This window comes from Candidatus Gullanella endobia (genome assembly GCF_900048035.1).
Lineage (GTDB): Bacteria > Pseudomonadota > Gammaproteobacteria > Enterobacterales > Enterobacteriaceae > Gullanella > Gullanella endobia.
Map to the genome: position 1 here is coordinate 97,588 of NZ_LN999832.1, position 18,030 is coordinate 115,617.

Genomic DNA, 18,030 nt, shown 5'->3' on the forward strand with positions numbered 1-18,030 from the left:
CAATCTATTTAAATAATATAAAATAAGACATGTGATATACCAGTAATTAATAGTTATATTGAAGAGTGATTTTTATAAAGCTATAAAAATATAAATTAAATTAAATTTTCAAGTAAATAAAAAATTTATATCTGATTATGCAGTCGTTTATAAGCAATATTTAAAATTCATGCAGAAAATATCTTTATTTTAAATAAGTTAACCTTGAAAAATTTTTTAGTAAAAATAAAATCAAAATAATAACTTATTAAGTATTTTTCTCTATCTCAAGATTTATCAATCTATTTTATCTTTACCACTATGTTCAGGAATATAGTTCAATTGATTTTATCAACTTAATAAATAAATTTTCCTACTAAATCAAGATTACACTACATGAATAGTTTATTTAAAAAGTTAGTATAGCAACCAATCTACAAAAATTAACAAATTACATAATGCTAGTATAAATCTTATCAAGATTAAGATAGATAATATTATATTATTAAATAATAACTTTATAATAAACATAATTACAATGAATAACATGATTTTTAAGTTTTATACATATAATTAATATTTTATTAATTATAAAAATAAATTTCTATCTTTAGAAAAGATCAGGTAATTTATATAAATAAACCTATCAATAGTTATCTAACTTAATAAGTATAGATGTTGGTATGCACAGTTTTTCTATCACAGATTCATTCTTTATCGATATACAAATATCGCGGCATTAAATCGTTTCATTATTGGAAATTTTTGTTATCAATTGATTAGTTGAACTATAATAAAAGCACTGTGAGATAAATAATAAACAATATATTGGAATAGAATCTATTTACACTGATATTAATTTTTACGAGGTTTTTTACAAGATAATTTAAAAATTTGAGATAATAAAATAAATAAATAGTATACAATAGTTACTATTTTAATCTAGATATAAAAAGATCGAATATAAATTAATATTTGATATAGATGAAAATTTTAAATTAACAATTTCGGTAAAATAAAAATATTCTAGTTAAAATAAAATAATAAAACATATAAAGTAATTAAGATAATATCTTTCCGAGATTCTAGCAGATGAAAGAAAATGCGATTTAGCTTTGTTGTATTTAGCAATTAATAATAGTAACTATGATATCTTTAAGATAAAGGATATATTTATTATAAGTGATTATATTAAGGTGACTGTATCTTCAGTATGTCTTTTTTAATTTTCAATAAGAGTTTTAAGTAATTATCATATTAATTTTACAAGTAAAACTTCACTGATCTTATATCTATAATAGACCTAGCTGTTTATTTATATCTTTTATTTATAAAAGATAAATCTTTCTAGATTGACTTTACTCTAAAAATTATTGGTTACTACGCTTTTAGATATAAAATCTATTTAAATTATATCCTTAAATACTAGTTTTATCTTATAGTAAATTAATTTTTCGACATTCTTTTATTATAGAATCTAATACTATAATTCTACGTTACTATTAGTATTTAAATATGACGTCTTTAATAAGATATTTTTAATAGAAATAAATTTCTAAGATATCCTTATTATTTTTTAGCACGCATTATACTACCTTAGTATAGTATAATTAACATGCTAATATTTTAGATTGTTGTATATAATCATTCCTTTTTAATATAAGGCATAGATAAAATTATGATGATTTATGCACTAAATTAACTTCAATTTACAGATAGAAAATTTATTATAATACTGACTAAATTTGAATGTTTCTGCTACAAATAATATTAATTTATAATAGATATTAGTTTATTAATACCAATTTTATTATATTCTAGTATTAATTTTTAATTATTACACAATATATAATACATTTTCCATCTACATAAAGTAGATATACCAGATATTACTATTAATAACAGTTAGCACGTAACTACAATATACTTCACCAATCTCGTTATTATAAATTTTTAGCACTCTTTCCAATAAAATACGCTTATGGAAATAACTAAAACTTTTCTTAAAATAACCCAATCTCAATAACTTCTAATCGAATACTGATGAAACAATTATCCATCTATGATGGTAAGATTAGCCTATAGTAATTCTAGAAAACCATCAATATTAAGCTAGAAAATAGATGAACATTTTATCAATCTGCACACAAGAGCCAACTATAACTGAATATCTACTATGTTACCTTAATCCATATAAGAAATGATATTAATATAAGATGATATAAGACTGTATTATGACAATATAGAAATCTTGTTATATACTTTTATATACTAACTGAGGAAAAGAGGGAACAACGCAGAAGCTTTCTATATTAGAAATTCTAACTTTCCAAACTAAAATTTTATTGGAATTTTATCAAAAAGTACATTTCGTTATTTTTATTAGCCGATTATCGGCAATGCAAAATGAAAAGCAGTATTGCTTTTATTTAAGCACTGATGAGTAGCCTATTTGCCATTGATTTTTTCCGAAACACACAGCTTATTACTATCAATGATAACAATAACTTAATTCACAGTATTTTGTATGGCAGTACTAACGTTTGTAAGCATAATTATGCTAAATTTCTTGAAATTAATTTCAATAATTTACTGAAATAATTGTATTTTTTGTATTATCTATTGAATGAATAAGAGTTAAATTTACTTGTATCACATTTTTTATTATTTAGGTTAAGTATCTCTATCAAGCATTGCTACATTTCGGAGTATATTACACGATTCAATTTAATGCGAAATTATAAAAAATACTTAGACCAATAAAAACCTTATTGAAGAGTTAAATTACTTTAACTAATCAAGTACCATTATAGCTAATAGCTATAATGGTTTATAATCGAAGATAAAACACAACTAAGATATCTATGTTGAAATGATGTAGTTTAAAAAATAAGATATAGAATACTTATTAGATAACAGTAGTAATCCCAAACTATGTTATTTTAAGCGTTATTTGATATAAAATTAGACAAAATTAGGTAAAATGAACTGCCAATTTATTTAAATACCAAAATATTTATAGTAATATTATCTAAGTTTATAAAAATTTTTCGTGCATTTTTAAATTAATCTGCTGTATCCTATAAAATAATCAGTACGGAAGTAGCTTAAAATTCTGAGATTTATAAAACACTATTTTTCGATCACTTTTTTATATATAACAGTGCCACTACTATCTAGCAGTAGTTATAATATATTTCCTTTCATGTATAATAAGTGGTGAAATGTCAACTCAAGTTAAGCGCAGTAGATAATACAGATGATTTTAGTTTAGTTTTTTAACGAAATTTTCTAAAACGTCTATGTTTTAGATATCATACTGTTAGTAGTAATTAAAATAAAAACATAACTTATTAAGATCAAAAAATCATATAACGATAAAATTTCAAAATATTTCTGGTAATAAGCCTAGATTATCGTTGTACTGTTTTTTTATAAATAACATAGATAATATTAATTAGTGATGATTTTCACTAGTCTATAAACAAAAAATTACTCAATACACAGTAGATAATATAGAAATTAAATTCTATCATTGAATCTGTTAGATTTAACAAAATATGAAGTTAGACTATGCTATTTATTAAAGTAGAAAAATACATTCTATCACTTTATTAAATATATAATACGTTTAAACAGCGTTCGAGTTTTGAGAAGCTACATAAAGTAGTATTTTCGAGTATCGAATTACATAAATTAAATTAACATAGATAATTATAAAAATTGCTTTAAATAAAAAGCTAAATAATTTTTACTTAATAGTACTTTTTAAAGTATTCTATTTTCGAATGCAATTCGAATAAATAAGAAAATCGGATAGCACGGAAAAAATATAAATAAATTAATGAATTTTATCTAAAAATAAAACTTTTCCTAAAAAACAAGGTAGTTAAAAAATAAACCTATTTAATTATGGTTTATTTTAAGACAAAGAATTGATCATTCTCGGTATTCAACCAGTTTGATACTCTAAACTATGCTAGTTCAAGTGATGAATTACTGTCGGTAAGGTATCATCGGTGCGTAACGTCATGATCTCACAGCCATCTTCAGTAACTAAAACCATATGTTCATATTGTGCAGATAAGCTACGATCTTTAGTTTTTACAGTCCAGCCATCTTTCATTATACGGATATGGTAATCACCAGCATTTACCATTGGCTCAATAGTAAACACCATACCTGGTTTCAAAACTATACCGCCGTCGTCAGCGTCATAATGTAATACCCGAGGCTCTTCATGAAAATCTTCACCGATACCATGGCCACAATACTCCCGAACTACCGAAAAATTTTCTGATTCAACAAATTTTTGAATCGCTTTACCTAGCATTCGTAAACGAATGCCAGGCCTAATCATACGAATTGCTAGATATAGACTTTCTTTTGTTACCCGACATAATCGTTCGCCGAGGATGGTTGGTTTTCCAACAATGAACATTTTTGATGTATCTCCATAGAAACCATTTTTGATAACTGCGACATCAATATTTAAAATATTACCTTCTTTAAGTTTTTTTTCATCATTTGGAATGCCATGACATACAACATCATTGACTGAAATACATACTGATTTTGGGAAACCTTGATAACCAAGTGATGCAGAAACGGCTTGTTGTTTCTCTGTAATATATTTATGACACAAACGGTCTAATTCGCCAGTACTAATGCCTGGTTTAATATAAGGTTCAATTATTTCTAGTACTCTAGCAGCTAACTGACCAGAAATACGCATTTTTGCAATATCGTCTGCTGTTTTGATAGGAATAGCCATTTTTAAAAATCCAAAGTCAAAAATGAGGTTAATAATAGTAAAAGCTAAACTAGCGAATTAAGCTAATGATATTGGTTTTACATAAGCTTAAGAAAATATTCAGTAGATTTGCTCATTATTTATGTTTATGATATAAAGGGTATTGAATGGGTAATAATACTTTTTAATTAGCACATCAATTGCTAAAGAAAAATTAAACCATACTACTAAATATTATTAAATAACATGTATCAGTATATGTGATGCGGTGATTTTCTGCAAGATTTAAGATACTAAATAAGATATATAAAAGCGTTATTACAATATATAGACATAGAGGTTTATCATGACAACTGTTTCTATGCGTGACATGCTCCAAGCTGGCGTGCATTTTGGTCACCAGACTCGTTACTGGAATCCAAAAATGAAACCATTCATCTTCGGTACTCGTAATAAAGTTCATATTATTAATCTAGAAAAAACTGTACCCTTATTTTACTATGCCTTAACCGAGATAAAAAAAATTGCTTCACGTAAAGGTAAAATCTTATTTGTTGGAACAAAGCGCGCTGCAAGCGAAGTAGTAAAAGAAGCAGCTATCAGCTGCAATCAGTTCTTCGTTAACCATCGCTGGTTAGGTGGTATGTTAACCAACTGGAAAACAGTTCGTCAGTCAATCAAACGCTTAAAAGACTTAGAAAGTCAATCTCATGATGGTACATTTGAGAAACTAACCAAGAAAGAAGTACTGATTCGTACTCGTGAACTGGACAAGTTAGAAAATAGCCTAGGTGGTATCAAGGATATGGGTGGTTTGCCGGACGCTTTATTTGTTATCGATGCTGAATATGAACACATTGCTATTAATGAAGCCAATAATCTTGGTATTCCAGTTTTTGCTATTGTTGATACTAACTCTAATCCGGATAATGTAGATTTTGTTATTCCAGGTAATGACGATGCTATTCGTGCAATTAATCTGTATTTAACTGCTGTTGCTAATACCGTGCGTGAAGGTTGTTCTCAGGATTTATTAGAAAGGATTGAAGAGAGTTTCATAGAGTCTGAATAATAAGGTATAATTCTAAGAACTGTTATTAACTAAATTTTAAATATGTTGGTTAGAGAGTCTATTATTTAGCTTTTTATCTCTTTCCAACACAGAATGATAAGGAAAAATAATGGCTGATATTACTACTGCTCTAGTTAAAGAATTGCGTGGACGTACTGGTGCAGGTATAATGGAATGCAAAAAAGCGCTTATTGAAGCTAAAAGTGATCTTGAACTAGCTATCGATAATATGCGTAAATTTGGTCAGGTAAAAGCTATTAAAAAAGCGAATCGTATCACAGCAGAAGGTATCGTTTCAATTAAAATTGCTCAAAATAAAAAATATGGTATTATTACAGAACTAAATTGTGAAACAGATTTTGTTGCTAATAATAGTGACTTTAAGGCGTTTAGTGATGAGATTATCACTACTGCTCTAAATAAGCACATCATTAACATCGAAACCCTTCGATCTAAATTTGAAGAACAGCGTGCTGCACTAGTAGCTAAAATTGGCGAAAATATCAATATCCGTCGATTAGGCTTTCTAACAGGAGATATGATCGGTTCTTATTTACACGGCATGCGAATTGGTGTCATAGTTTCTACTACCAACACCGAAAATGAACTTATAAAACACATCGCTATGCATATAGCAGCTAGAAAACCGGAATATATCAATAAAAATGATGTTCCAGCAGACGTTATTGCTCGCGAACATAAAATTCAACTCGATATTGCCATGTTATCTGGCAAATCACGTGAAATTGCCGAGAAAATAGTTGAAGGTCGTATGAATAAGTTTATTAACGAAATTTCTTTAATTGGACAGCAATTTATAATGGATCCAAGCAATACTATTGGTCATATTCTAGAAAAACAAAATGCTAAAATTAAAAACTTCATCCGTTTTGAAGTAGGCGAAGAGTTAAAAAGTTCAAAGTCGATTTCATAAAAGAGAAGCAGTTGCAATATGCAAGTAATCTTAATTTTAAATTAAACGCAAGCAATCTACTTAGTAAAATATTATTAAATAGAACAACAGATAGCCGTACCCTATACTCATCATCTGGATGCGATAATGGTTCGATTTAATCCTATAAAATTCCTTCAAAGAAAAAATGAAATAGCAATTAATACAAAACCTATTTACCAGCGTATTCTGCTTAAATTGAGCGGTGAAATCTTACAAGGAAATAAAGGTTTTGGTATTGATATTAGTGTTTTAAATCGAATAGCTAAAGAAATAAAAATACTTGTAGATTTGGGTATTCAAGTAGGTGTACTTATCGGTGGCGGTAACTTATTTCGTGGTTCGGAGTTGGCAAAAGCTGGCATAAATCGTGTGATAGGAGATCATATGGGAATGCTGGCAACTGTAATGAATGGTTTAGCAATGCGTGATATATTACATCGCGATTATGTTAATGTTCACCTTATATCGGCCATTCAGATTAACGGTATTTGTGATAATTATAACTGGACTAAAGTTGTCAGTTTATTACGTCATAACCATGTCGTAATTTTCGCTGCTGGTACAGGAAATCCCTTCTTTACGACCGATTCTGCTGCTTGTTTACGTGGTATTGAAATCAAAGCTGAAGCCGTACTAAAAGCGACAAAAGTAGACGGTGTCTTTTCCGCTGATCCGCTAAAATATCCGAACGCTATACTTTACGATCAATTAAGCTATGATGACGTACTAAAGAAAGAGTTAAAAGTTATGGATCTAGCTGCTTTTATTTTAGCACGAGATCACCATTTACCGATACATGTGTTTAATATAAACAAGCCTGGTATATTACGGCGAGTAGTTGTTGGTAATAAAGAAGGAACTTTGATTACTAAGTGATATATAATAGAGCTAATTTTAACCAATTATCATAGTCTACTTGGATGACTAAATCGCAGGGATTAATAGCATGATTAACGAAATCCGTAAGTATGCCGAAATTCGCATGGAAAAATGCGTTGATACGTTCAAAAATTATATTAGCAAAATCCGTACAGGCCGCGCTTCCCCAAATCTGCTTGATAGTATTCAGATTGACTATTACGGTCAGATAACACCGCTACGCCAGCTTGCTAATATTATTGTCGAGGATTCTCGTACTTTGGCTATTACTGTCTTTGACCGTATGTTAATACCAGCGATAGAAAAAACTATTATGGCCTCCGATTTAGGACTTAATCCTTCTTCTGCTGGTGCGGTCATTCGTGTACCGTTGCCACCTTTGACTGAAGAACGTCGACGTGAATTAATAAAAGTAGTACGCACTGAAGCCGAGCAGAGTAAGATTTTAATTAGAAATGTACGACGTGACGCAAATGATAAAGTAAAATCTTTATTAAAAGATAAAATTATTGGCGGAGATGAAGATCATCGTTATCAAGATGAGATCCAGAAACTAACTAATGTCTGGATAAAAAAAATTGATAACATTTTAGAAAAAAAAGAAATAGAATTAATGGAGATTTAATTTCTAGAGGAATAAAAGTACCATACTAGATTCTTAATATTATTAAACTTTTAGTATAAAATATTTAAAAGTTACTATAATTTAGTATAACTATTATTTTAAACTAGATAATATCTTTGTATTATTACATAAAGATATAAAGTAATTTTATACAGTGTTTAATAATACTAGATAGTAATAACCATATTAAAGGCTATTACGCTAATAATGATAGCAGTCGTTAACATTACCTTAACGACAGGGTGCTATTTAGCTTTCTATTTTTATCTGTTCTTATAAGTTGAATGAAATTAGTAAAAATTAATGCTTAAGATTAATCTTTACTATAATGATTATGCCAGGCTATTTGAATTATGAGCTATCAACAGTAGATATGGCAATGATTAATATCAGCATATTATTGGGTTTATTAAGATTCTACAACAATATATACCAGAAAGTAGATTCTTTACTAACTCTTAAAAACCATTTTGTTTATAGCTAGTTACTTTATAAATAAAGCATATTCTATCATATCTGGCTATTATCCACTTAATAGTAACCATAATATACTTTTAGTATTTTTATGAATTATTTTAACATTAATGGTTTCTATATAACATATATGTTACGCTTACATTTACTGATTTTAATTACTTCTTTTATTAGACGCTGTTCTAGTTTTGGTAATACCAGAGTAGTTTTATTCGAACTCTAATTAGTCGATGACTGCAATATTTTAATGTATTCAGCTATACTACTTTAGTGTTTGTTCTAAAATATATTACAATAATAATATTATAATAACAAAATTATAATTCTGCAGTATGTGGATATCTATCACTTATACAATCATATATCTTAAACGAATTTTATTCAGATTTATGCACTAAATTTTATACCTCGTTACATTGAAATTTGTATAATTAAACTTCGTATCCTATCCTTACTAAAAACTAACCGTTTATGCCAGTTAGTGTAGTTAGATATAGATTAAGAAGAAAACGATTAATATTTTAATAGAGTAACGATAGTGATATTTTATAAGTTGATATTTATTTTACTGATATCACCATTATGAATAGGTAATCATTAGAATGAATTAATCTAATTGAGTTAAGTAATATAAAATGCTAACCATTAATAGCAAATATAAAAATTAAGCTAACAGAAGATTTTTATTTACTAAGTAAATAAATGATACAATCTTTTTTATCCAATTAATAAATACCAGCTGAATATAATCAGTTACAGACTGTGTGTATATACGGTTTTATATATTTGAAACTCTATTTTTCAGTAAGACTGTGTTATTTTCAGTTAGGAAATACATAAACGCGATGTTATCTGAAAATCAGCAAGAAATAAAAACATCGTCTCCCTGTTTACCAGGCCATGTAGCCATCATTATGGATGGAAATGGCCGCTGGGCTAGAAATCGGGGTAAATTACGTATCTTTGGTCACCAAGCTGGAATTAAGTCAGTCAGACGTGCGGTAAGTTTTGCTATTAACCACCATTTAAGTGCATTAACACTATATGCGTTCAGTAGCGAAAACTGGAACCGATCCAGACAAGAAGTTTCTGCGTTAATGGAACTATTTATTCGAGCACTAAATAGTGAATTGAAAAGTCTTCACAAATATGATATCCGATTATGCGTTATTGGCGATATTTCACGTTTTAGTATGCAATTACAAGAACAAATCTACCGCTCTGAAAAATTGACGCGTAATAATAAAGGATTAACCCTTAATATTGCAGCAAATTATGGTGGACGTTGGGATATTATTCAAGGAGTACGACAAATCGCTATACAGATAAAAGAAGATATCTTACATCCTGACCAAATAGATGAAGATACTTTTTGTCAGGTAGTTTGTATGAATGAACTAGCTCCGGTAGATCTTGTTATTCGCACTGGAGGAGAACATCGTATTAGTAATTTCTTACTATGGCAAATTGCTTATGCAGAGTTATTTTTTACCGATGTGTTATGGCCAGATTTTAACAATGTTGTTTTTGAAAGTGCGCTGAATGCATTTTCTCAACGTAAACGGCGCTTTGGTGGAACACCATCTAATGATACCTCTATATTCTAGGGAGATTTTTTTCTGAAGTATCGTCTAATTACTGCGTTTATCTTAATACCTATTGTTATTAGTGTACTGTTTTTACTACCCCCAATAGGTTTTACTTTTTTTACTTTTATGGTATGTATTCTCAGCGCATGGGAATGGGGAAAACTTGCAGAACTAAATTCAAACAAGCAGCGCATTTGGTTCGCTATTCTATGTAGTTTATTACTAATACTAATAATGCTTAGTATACCAAGCTACCAGCCTTTTATAACTATCTGGAAAATAAAATATATCCTATTAATCTCTTTAATTTGGTGGTTAGTAGCACTGTTATTAGTATTGTTCTATCCTCGTTCTGCTATGCTATGGCATAAATCTAAGCTACTTCTATTAGTATTTGGTATTCTTACTATTCTTCCTTTCTTCTGTGGGATGTTGGCATTGCGTCAGTATCATTATACTATCAATCACTTCACTGGCTCTTGGTGGATATTGTATATTATGGTACAAGTTTGGAGTTCAGATTCAGGCGCTTACATATTCGGTCATACACTGGGTCGATATAAGCTGGCTCCAAAAGTATCTCCCAGTAAAACCTGGGAAGGATTTATAGGAGGATTTATTACCTCTATAGTTATTTCCTGGTTTTTTATTAAATATGCACCACTTGAAACCACACCTCGTAAATTATTGGTATGTTCGATTATGACGACGCTGATATCAGTGTTAGGAGATTTAACTGAAAGTATGTTTAAACGAGAAGCTGGTATCAAGGATAGTGGTTATTTAATTCCAGGTCATGGGGGTATTTTAGATCGTATAGATAGCCTAACTGCCGTAGTGCCAATATTTGCTTGTATGATGTTACTGCCTATCTTTAATATTATCTAATCAAATCATAATTAGGAATACTGATATAGTTATACTGTTTTTATGGTTTTAATCGTATTTATTGCAATATTAAGTATTTTATTATAATGCACAAATTTAGTTATTCCTTCTAACTCGACTTTATAGCATTATAATAGAATTTTTAAATAAGTTTCGAACACATATTGTGGAACTAATACAATAAATCAATAATATATGATTGTATTATCCTCTGGAATCTATATTAGAATACTTAATAAACAATAGATATCATTATACTTGAAAAATAAATTGAGAAATTCAACCACAAAACCGTCTAAAATAATATTGTAATCATTACTACTAGATCTATATTTAATTTTTTCTATTTTTTTAACTAGATTTCTTATTGGTATATCACGAGCTATCGACTAGCAATCAGCTAACACTCTCCTATTTTATCACAGTATAAGATAAAGATGTATTTGTAATATAGAAATTGAATTAGTTGATAGCATTGAAATATCTGATTAACGTTTTTCTTCTATATTTGATAGGCTGATATAAATAAGCAAAATATGATCATTGTATAAAGTATTATCTTATTAGATTAGTACATTGATCTAAAGTTTTACTGAATTTAATTAAGATTAATATTGATAAAAGATAATTTTTTAAATCAATGATAAAAACGTTAAAATATATGATTAATTAATCACTATACACAGCATGTGCAGTTCTTTTAATTCGAATATACGATAATTCTGGATAATTTCATTTAAAAATTAAAGATTAAAATTTATCGCTAAGGTTAAAACAAAGACATCACTTTAAAATTTAGTAGTAAATTAGCTAACAACCAGAATAGGAATTTATTTTTTTATTTTATCGAAGACAATCCAACTGTCATCAGGGAATAAAATATTTATTAGCATAATTCCTATCAGGACTTATTTAGGTCAACCAAAAATTTGGTAACTAATGCTACTGATGATACGCATGTTAATGCAAATTAATAATTTAGATATTAATCTAAATAATCTTAGTAGGTCGATTTCCATCGCTTATAGCTTATAGTATAGGAATATCACTGAAATATGATTATTTATTAATAAATATTAGGAAATAATCAGTTTTAATTTCAATATTATCAATTCGTTCTCTTTTCTAGTTTTAGATAATGACCATTTACTCTTCCTTGTGATAAAAATTTAAGGTAGAGCTTGTATTAATGTTTGAATAAGTGCATGACTTTAATTGCTGTATCAGCTTGATACTTACTAAAATTGTTAATAGGTCTAGCTTTTCAATGATTTCTTCAGGTTATAATAGCCTGAGATTATGTTAGGAAAAACGCACAACTACGATGGCAATGAAAAAGTTGCTCATAGCGTCGCTGCTTTGTATCAGCACCACCGTATATGGGGAAAATGGGTTTAGAATAAAAGATATTCATTTTGAAGGACTAAAACGAGTCTCTGTTGGTACAGCATTGCTTAGTATACCAATCCGTATTGGTGATATAGCGACAAATGAAGATATTGGAAATACTATTCGTTCTCTTTTTTCTACCGGAAATTTTGAAGATATCCGAGTATTGCATAAAAGAGATTCGCTAATTATACAAGTTAAGGAAATTCCAACCATTGCTAGTATTACTTTTTCCGGTAATAAAACTTTGAAAGAAGATATACTTAAAAAAAATCTAGATGCTAATGGTATTCGGGTAGGTGAAGCTCTTGATTACATTAATATCTCTAATATCGAACGAATTCTAGAAGATTTCTATTATAGTTTTGGTAAATATAATACCACTATCAAGACAATAGTAACGTCTTTACCTCGTAATCGCGTTAATTTAACGCTGGTTTTCAGTGAAAGCGTTTCAGCTAAAATTCAAAAAATCAATATTATTGGCAATAACTCCTTCAAAACCGATGAGCTCATATCACTTTTTCAACTGAACGACAAGGTACCGTGGTGGAATATAGTGGGAAATCAGAAATATCAAAAACAAAAACTAGCTATCGATTTAGAATCCCTACGAAACTTTTATCTTGATCGTGGTTATGCAAGTTTTACTATTAATTCTACACAGATTAGCTTAACTCCAGATAAAAAAAACATTTATATTACCATGAATATTACTGAAGGTTCACAATATACGTTTTCTGGTAAAGAAGTTAACGGTAACATGGCTGGACACTCTGAAGAAATTGAACATTTAGCAAAGATAGAGTTAGGAGAACTTTACAATGGTACTAAAATTGCAAAAATAGATAACGACATTAAGCAATTACTAGGTCGTTATGGCTATGTCTATCCAAACGTAGCGATGCAGTTAGAAATAAACAATTTGGACAAAACGTTAAAATTACATATCATCGTCGATGCTGGTAAACGGTTTTATGTCCGATATATAAGTTTTGAAGGTAATAGCATTACTAAAGATTCTGTGCTACGCCGTGAAATACGACAGATGGAAGGCTCTTGGATTAGTAGTAATTTAATTAATCAGGGTAAAGATCGCCTCAATCGCTTAGGTTATTTTGAAGCGGTAGATATAGAAACTCAGCGTGTTTCCGATTCATCAGATAAAATAGATGTTATTTATAAAGTAAAAGAAAGAAATACTGGTAGCATAAACGTCGGTGTCGGTTTTGGGACTGAGAGTGGTCTCAGTTTCCAGTTCAGTATTCAGCAGGAAAACTGGCTAGGAACCGGTAACTCTGTTAGTTTTAGTGGAACTAAGAATGACTATCAGACTTATTCTAGATTATCGATAAATAATCCTTATCTTACAGTGGATGCTATCAGTCTAGGCGGGAAGATCTTCTATAATGATTTCAACGCTGATGATGCAGATTTATCCGATTATGATCTGCGTAGCTACGGAGCAGGTATTTCACTAGGTTTCCCAATAAGCGATAACTATTCGTTAAATTTTATCCTAGATTATGTTCATGATAATCTAAGTAATATGAAGCCACAAGTTACAATATGGCGTTATTTAGATAGTGTTGGTATAAACCAAAAATTAGCTACGAAAAAAAATAAAACAGATAACAACGCTAATTTCAGCGCCGATGATTTCTTTTTATCAATAGGTTGGAGCTATAACAATTTAGATCGAGGTTATTTTCCTACCGTCGGTTCAAATACCAGCTTGACTGGTAAAGTAGCGTTGCCTGGATCTAATAATGAATATTATAAAATTACTTTAGATACCAATCATTATATTCCACTTAGCAAAAATGGCAACTGGGTAATAATGGGTCGTGCTCGTGCTGGCTATGCTGATAGTCTAGGTAGAAAGAATGTGCCGTTTTACGATAACTTCTACGCAGGTGGCTCTAATACCGTTCGTGGTTTTCGTTCGAATACTATTTGCCCAAAAGCAGCATATTATAAATGCAATAGTAATAATATCCGCTATAGTGATTGTGCAGTATATAAATCTAGCGATGCCATAGGCGGTAATGCACTAGCAATCGCTAGTGCTGAACTTATTTTACCAACGCCATTTTTTAGCAATAAATTTACTCACTCAGTTCGAACTTCATTGTTTATCGACAGTGGAACTGTTTGGGATACCAACTGGAAAAATACTAGCGCTACCGATGCGGCTGGTATTCCAAACTACAACAATCCAGGAAATGTCCGTATTTCAAGCGGGATTGCTTTACAATGGATATCTCCGATAGGGCCATTGGTGTTTTCTTATGCACAACCACTCAAGAAATATGATGGTGATAAGTCAGAGCAATTTCAATTTAATATTGGTAAAACATGGTAATATTACATAAGGTAATATGTAGGTAAGAAAATAATAAGGATCACAAGAGCATCAATAGAATATAGATATATTACATGAAATACGTTTTTAACGTTATATAGATTTACATTAAAACAAAACAAAAACAGCATTTAAGGAGTTTATAGTGAAAAAGTGGTTATATACCACAAACTTAAATTTAGCACTCGCCATCTCTACCATTGAAGAAACTTTTGATAAAATTGTTGTAGTTAATATCTTCAGCATTTTTCATAAATTTCTTCAGCGCATTGCAATTGCTAAAAAACTTAAAAATGCATGTAGCATTCAAACTACTGAACTAAAATCTATAGAACGTGATTTAAATAAAAAGACACAGTGTTTTCAACGTGATTGTTTTACAATAAAAACTAGCAAGCAAAACTTACTAGAAAAATTAGTTATAGTACAGCGCGAAACTTTTTCTATAAAAGCGCAAGAATTTGAGCAGGATAGCCATTATAGTCAGATAAAAACACATAATAAGATTCTAAGTCATATTCGAGATGTAGTAAAGAATATAACTATAAAAGAAGGTTATGATATAACAATTAATTCTAATGCTATAGCTTACTTTAAAAATACCAAAGATATTACAGATAACGTTCTAAGGCAGGTTAAGTAGGTCATGTCTTCAATTCGACTGGCTGATTTAGCACAACAATTAAATGCACAATTGCATGGTGATGGTAACATTATCATTACTGGTATTGCCTCTATGAGCAACGCAAAATCGGGACAGATTACATTTCTCTCGGATAAACGTCTTCGTGAAAAACTCTCTTCTTGTCAAGCATCAGCAGTTTTGCTCACTGCTGATAGTTTGCCTTTCTTCACTGGTGCCTCGCTGGTAGTCAGCGATCCTTATCTAACTTATGCTCGTATGGCACAGTTGATGGATACTACACCGAAACCTACCGAAGATATTGGTATCGGGGCAATAATTTCGCCAGATGCGATTATAGGAAAAAGGGTTTCGATAGGCGCTAACGCTGTAATTGAAGCCGATGTTTCATTAGGGGATAACGTGATTATCGGCCCTGGTTGTTTTATCGGCAAAAGTACCCGTATTGGAGCCGGTACGCGTTTATGGGCAAATATCACTGTGTATCATGATATTTCTATCGGCAAAAATTGTTTGATTCAATCTGGTAGTGTAATTGGTTCTGATGGTTTCGGTTATGCAAATGATCGTGGTGACTGGATCAAAATACCGCAGTTGGGAAGTGTTATCATTGGCGATCGAGTTGAAATTGGCGCTTGTACCACCATTGATCGGGGTACGTTAGATGATACTCGTATCGGAAATGGTGTTATTATTGATAATCAGTGTCAAATTGCACATAACGTGATTATTGGAGATAACACTGCAGTCGCTGGCGGAGTTATTATGGCAGGCAGTCTGACTATTGGTCGTTATTGCATGATTGGTGGTGCGAGCGTTATCAATGGTCATATAGCTATCTGCGACAAAGTTACAGTAACTGGTATGGGTATGGTAATGCGTCCAATAACCGAACCTGGTGTCTATTCCTCTGGAGTTCCGTTACAACCAAACAAAAAATGGCGAAAAACCGCTACATTAGTTATGAATATTGGTGATATAAGTAAGCGGATAAAAGCTATTGAGCGAAAATTAGCAAAAAACTAATCAACCCTGTTCTTATAGAGGATAATTCGCGTCACGATACCATTGGCTTAAGAGTTATTATATTCGAGACCTGCTAATTTTATCTTACTAGGATTAGAGTAGGTAATGTTGTTAATGTAACGTTTTATAGACAGGAAGAGTATTTTGATTACTGACACTCATACTCTGTGTATTGAAGAGATATTAGAACTTTTACCTCACCGTTTTCCATTTTTACTAGTAGATCGAGTACTAGATTTTGAAAAAGGAAAGTTCTTACGAGCAATAAAGAATGTTTCTTTTAATGAACCATTTTTTCAGGGCCATTTCCCAGGAAAACCGGTTTTTCCTGGTGTACTAATTCTGGAAGCTATGGCGCAAGCAACAGGTATTCTAGCGTTTAAAAGTGCAGGCAAACTGGTCCCAGGAGAACTCTATTATTTCGCTGTCATTAACGAAGCACGTTTTAAACGTCCAGTACAGCCTGGCGATCAAATGATTCTTGAGGTTGAATTTATTAAAGAGCGCCGTGGCATTGCACGTTTTAAAGGTGTTGCTAAAGTTAATAGTGAAGTGGTTTGTGAAGCATCAATGATGTGTGCCCGTCGTCGAGAAGCCTGAATACGTGATTGATCAATCAGCTTTTATACATCCTAGTGCTATTATAGAAGACGGCGCTATCATCCATTCTGACGTATATATTGGTCCGTTTTGTATTATCGGGTCACAAGTCGAAATAGGTGCATATACAATACTTAAGTCTCATATAGTAGTTACTGGTATTACATACATAGGTAAAAATAATCAGATTTATCCATTTGCTTCATTAGGCGAAGTTAATCAAGATCTGAAATATATTGGTGAACCAACTCGGATCGAAATCGGAAACTATAACCTGATTAGAGAGAGTGTGACCATTCATCGTGGCACGATACAAGGTGGAGAAGTTACTCGAATCGGTAATCATAATTTACTTATGGTAAATACACATATTGCCCACGATTGTATAGTGGGTAACCATTGTATCATGGCAAATAATGCCACACTTGGTGGTCATGTAGTAGTTGATGATTATGCTATTATCGGAGGTATGACTGCAGTGCATCAATTCTGCGTTATCGGTGAACATGTTATGGTAGGCGGCTGTTCCGGTGTCACTCAAGATGTGCCACCTTTTATTATTGCTCAAGGCAATCATGCTAAACCTTTCGGCCTTAATATTGAAGGTCTAAAGCGTCGTGGTTTCAATCGTGCTGCACTCCATGCAATACGAGCCTCCTATAAAATTATTTATCGTAGTGGAAAAACTCTTGAAGAGGCTAAGATAGAACTAGAAAAGTTAGCAAAAGAACATCAGATAGTGAAGATTTTTCTAGATTTTCTATCGCGATCTCAGCGCGGTATTATCCGCTAA

At 30.7% G+C, this 18,030-nt stretch carries 12 protein-coding genes; 11 read left to right on the forward strand and 1 reads right to left on the reverse strand.

Annotated elements, in window-relative coordinates; translation table 11 throughout:
- Window positions 1-3,958 precede the first annotated feature (3,958 nt).
- On the reverse strand, window positions 3,959-4,753 hold the full coding sequence (map, locus tag FVIR_RS00270; RefSeq protein ID WP_067497432.1) for a type I methionyl aminopeptidase: 795 nt from the start codon (window positions 4,751-4,753) through the stop codon (window positions 3,959-3,961).
- Window positions 4,754-5,078: 325 nt separating this feature from the next.
- On the opposite strand from map, the gene rpsB reads away from it, so the two are divergent.
- From rpsB to lpxA, 11 genes are all read left to right on the forward strand, one after another.
- The gene (gene rpsB, locus FVIR_RS00275; protein ID WP_067497435.1) at window positions 5,079-5,804 is read left to right on the forward strand and encodes a 30S ribosomal protein S2; all 726 of its coding nucleotides are present in this window, start codon (window positions 5,079-5,081) and stop codon (window positions 5,802-5,804) included.
- Between the two features lie 109 nt (window positions 5,805-5,913).
- Complete coding sequence (gene tsf, locus FVIR_RS00280; RefSeq protein WP_067497438.1) at window positions 5,914-6,738, forward strand: translation elongation factor Ts; 825 nt, start codon at window positions 5,914-5,916, stop codon at window positions 6,736-6,738.
- Window positions 6,739-6,909: 171 nt separating this feature from the next.
- Entirely contained in the window at window positions 6,910-7,635 is a 726-nt protein-coding gene (gene pyrH / locus FVIR_RS00285) for a UMP kinase (RefSeq protein ID WP_067498616.1), read from the forward strand.
- A 70-nt stretch (window positions 7,636-7,705) separates the two neighbouring features.
- On the forward strand, window positions 7,706-8,263 hold the full coding sequence (gene frr, locus FVIR_RS00290) for a ribosome recycling factor (protein ID WP_067497441.1): 558 nt from the start codon (window positions 7,706-7,708) through the stop codon (window positions 8,261-8,263).
- A 1,319-nt stretch (window positions 8,264-9,582) separates the two neighbouring features.
- Entirely contained in the window at window positions 9,583-10,344 is a 762-nt protein-coding gene (gene ispU / locus FVIR_RS00295) for a (2E,6E)-farnesyl-diphosphate-specific ditrans,polycis-undecaprenyl-diphosphate synthase (protein WP_067497443.1), read from the forward strand.
- Between the two features lie 12 nt (window positions 10,345-10,356).
- Window positions 10,357-11,214, forward strand: a complete 858-nt coding sequence (gene cdsA, locus FVIR_RS00300) for a phosphatidate cytidylyltransferase (RefSeq protein ID WP_067497445.1) — start codon at window positions 10,357-10,359, stop codon at window positions 11,212-11,214.
- A 1,324-nt stretch (window positions 11,215-12,538) separates the two neighbouring features.
- Window positions 12,539-14,968 (forward strand): outer membrane protein assembly factor BamA, encoded by a 2,430-nt coding sequence (bamA, locus tag FVIR_RS00305; protein WP_067497448.1) that lies wholly within the window; start codon window positions 12,539-12,541, stop codon window positions 14,966-14,968.
- 145 nt (window positions 14,969-15,113) lie between these two features.
- A complete protein-coding gene (locus FVIR_RS00310; protein ID WP_067497451.1) occupies window positions 15,114-15,611 on the forward strand; it encodes an OmpH family outer membrane protein in 498 nt (165 codons plus the stop codon).
- A gap of 3 nt (window positions 15,612-15,614) precedes the next feature.
- Window positions 15,615-16,637 carry a UDP-3-O-(3-hydroxymyristoyl)glucosamine N-acyltransferase gene (lpxD, locus tag FVIR_RS00315; protein WP_067497454.1) on the forward strand — a complete coding sequence of 341 codons (1,023 nt, stop codon included), beginning with the start codon at window positions 15,615-15,617 and terminating at the stop codon, window positions 16,635-16,637.
- A gap of 147 nt (window positions 16,638-16,784) precedes the next feature.
- Entirely contained in the window at window positions 16,785-17,237 is a 453-nt protein-coding gene (gene fabZ / locus FVIR_RS00320) for a 3-hydroxyacyl-ACP dehydratase FabZ (RefSeq protein WP_173636980.1), read from the forward strand.
- 4 nt (window positions 17,238-17,241) lie between these two features.
- A complete protein-coding gene (gene lpxA / locus FVIR_RS00325; RefSeq protein WP_067497460.1) occupies window positions 17,242-18,030 on the forward strand; it encodes an acyl-ACP--UDP-N-acetylglucosamine O-acyltransferase in 789 nt (262 codons plus the stop codon).

Coding starts and splice junctions, on each gene's coding strand:
- map (WP_067497432.1), bottom strand. CDS start 4,753: ATGGCTATTCCTATCAAAACAGCAGACGATATTGCAAAAATGCGTATT.
- rpsB (WP_067497435.1), top strand. CDS start 5,079: ATGACAACTGTTTCTATGCGTGACATGCTCCAAGCTGGCGTGCATTTT.
- tsf (WP_067497438.1), top strand. CDS start 5,914: ATGGCTGATATTACTACTGCTCTAGTTAAAGAATTGCGTGGACGTACT.
- frr (WP_067497441.1), top strand. CDS start 7,706: ATGATTAACGAAATCCGTAAGTATGCCGAAATTCGCATGGAAAAATGC.
- ispU (WP_067497443.1), top strand. CDS start 9,583: ATGTTATCTGAAAATCAGCAAGAAATAAAAACATCGTCTCCCTGTTTA.
- bamA (WP_067497448.1), top strand. CDS start 12,539: ATGGCAATGAAAAAGTTGCTCATAGCGTCGCTGCTTTGTATCAGCACC.
- lpxD (WP_067497454.1), top strand. CDS start 15,615: ATGTCTTCAATTCGACTGGCTGATTTAGCACAACAATTAAATGCACAA.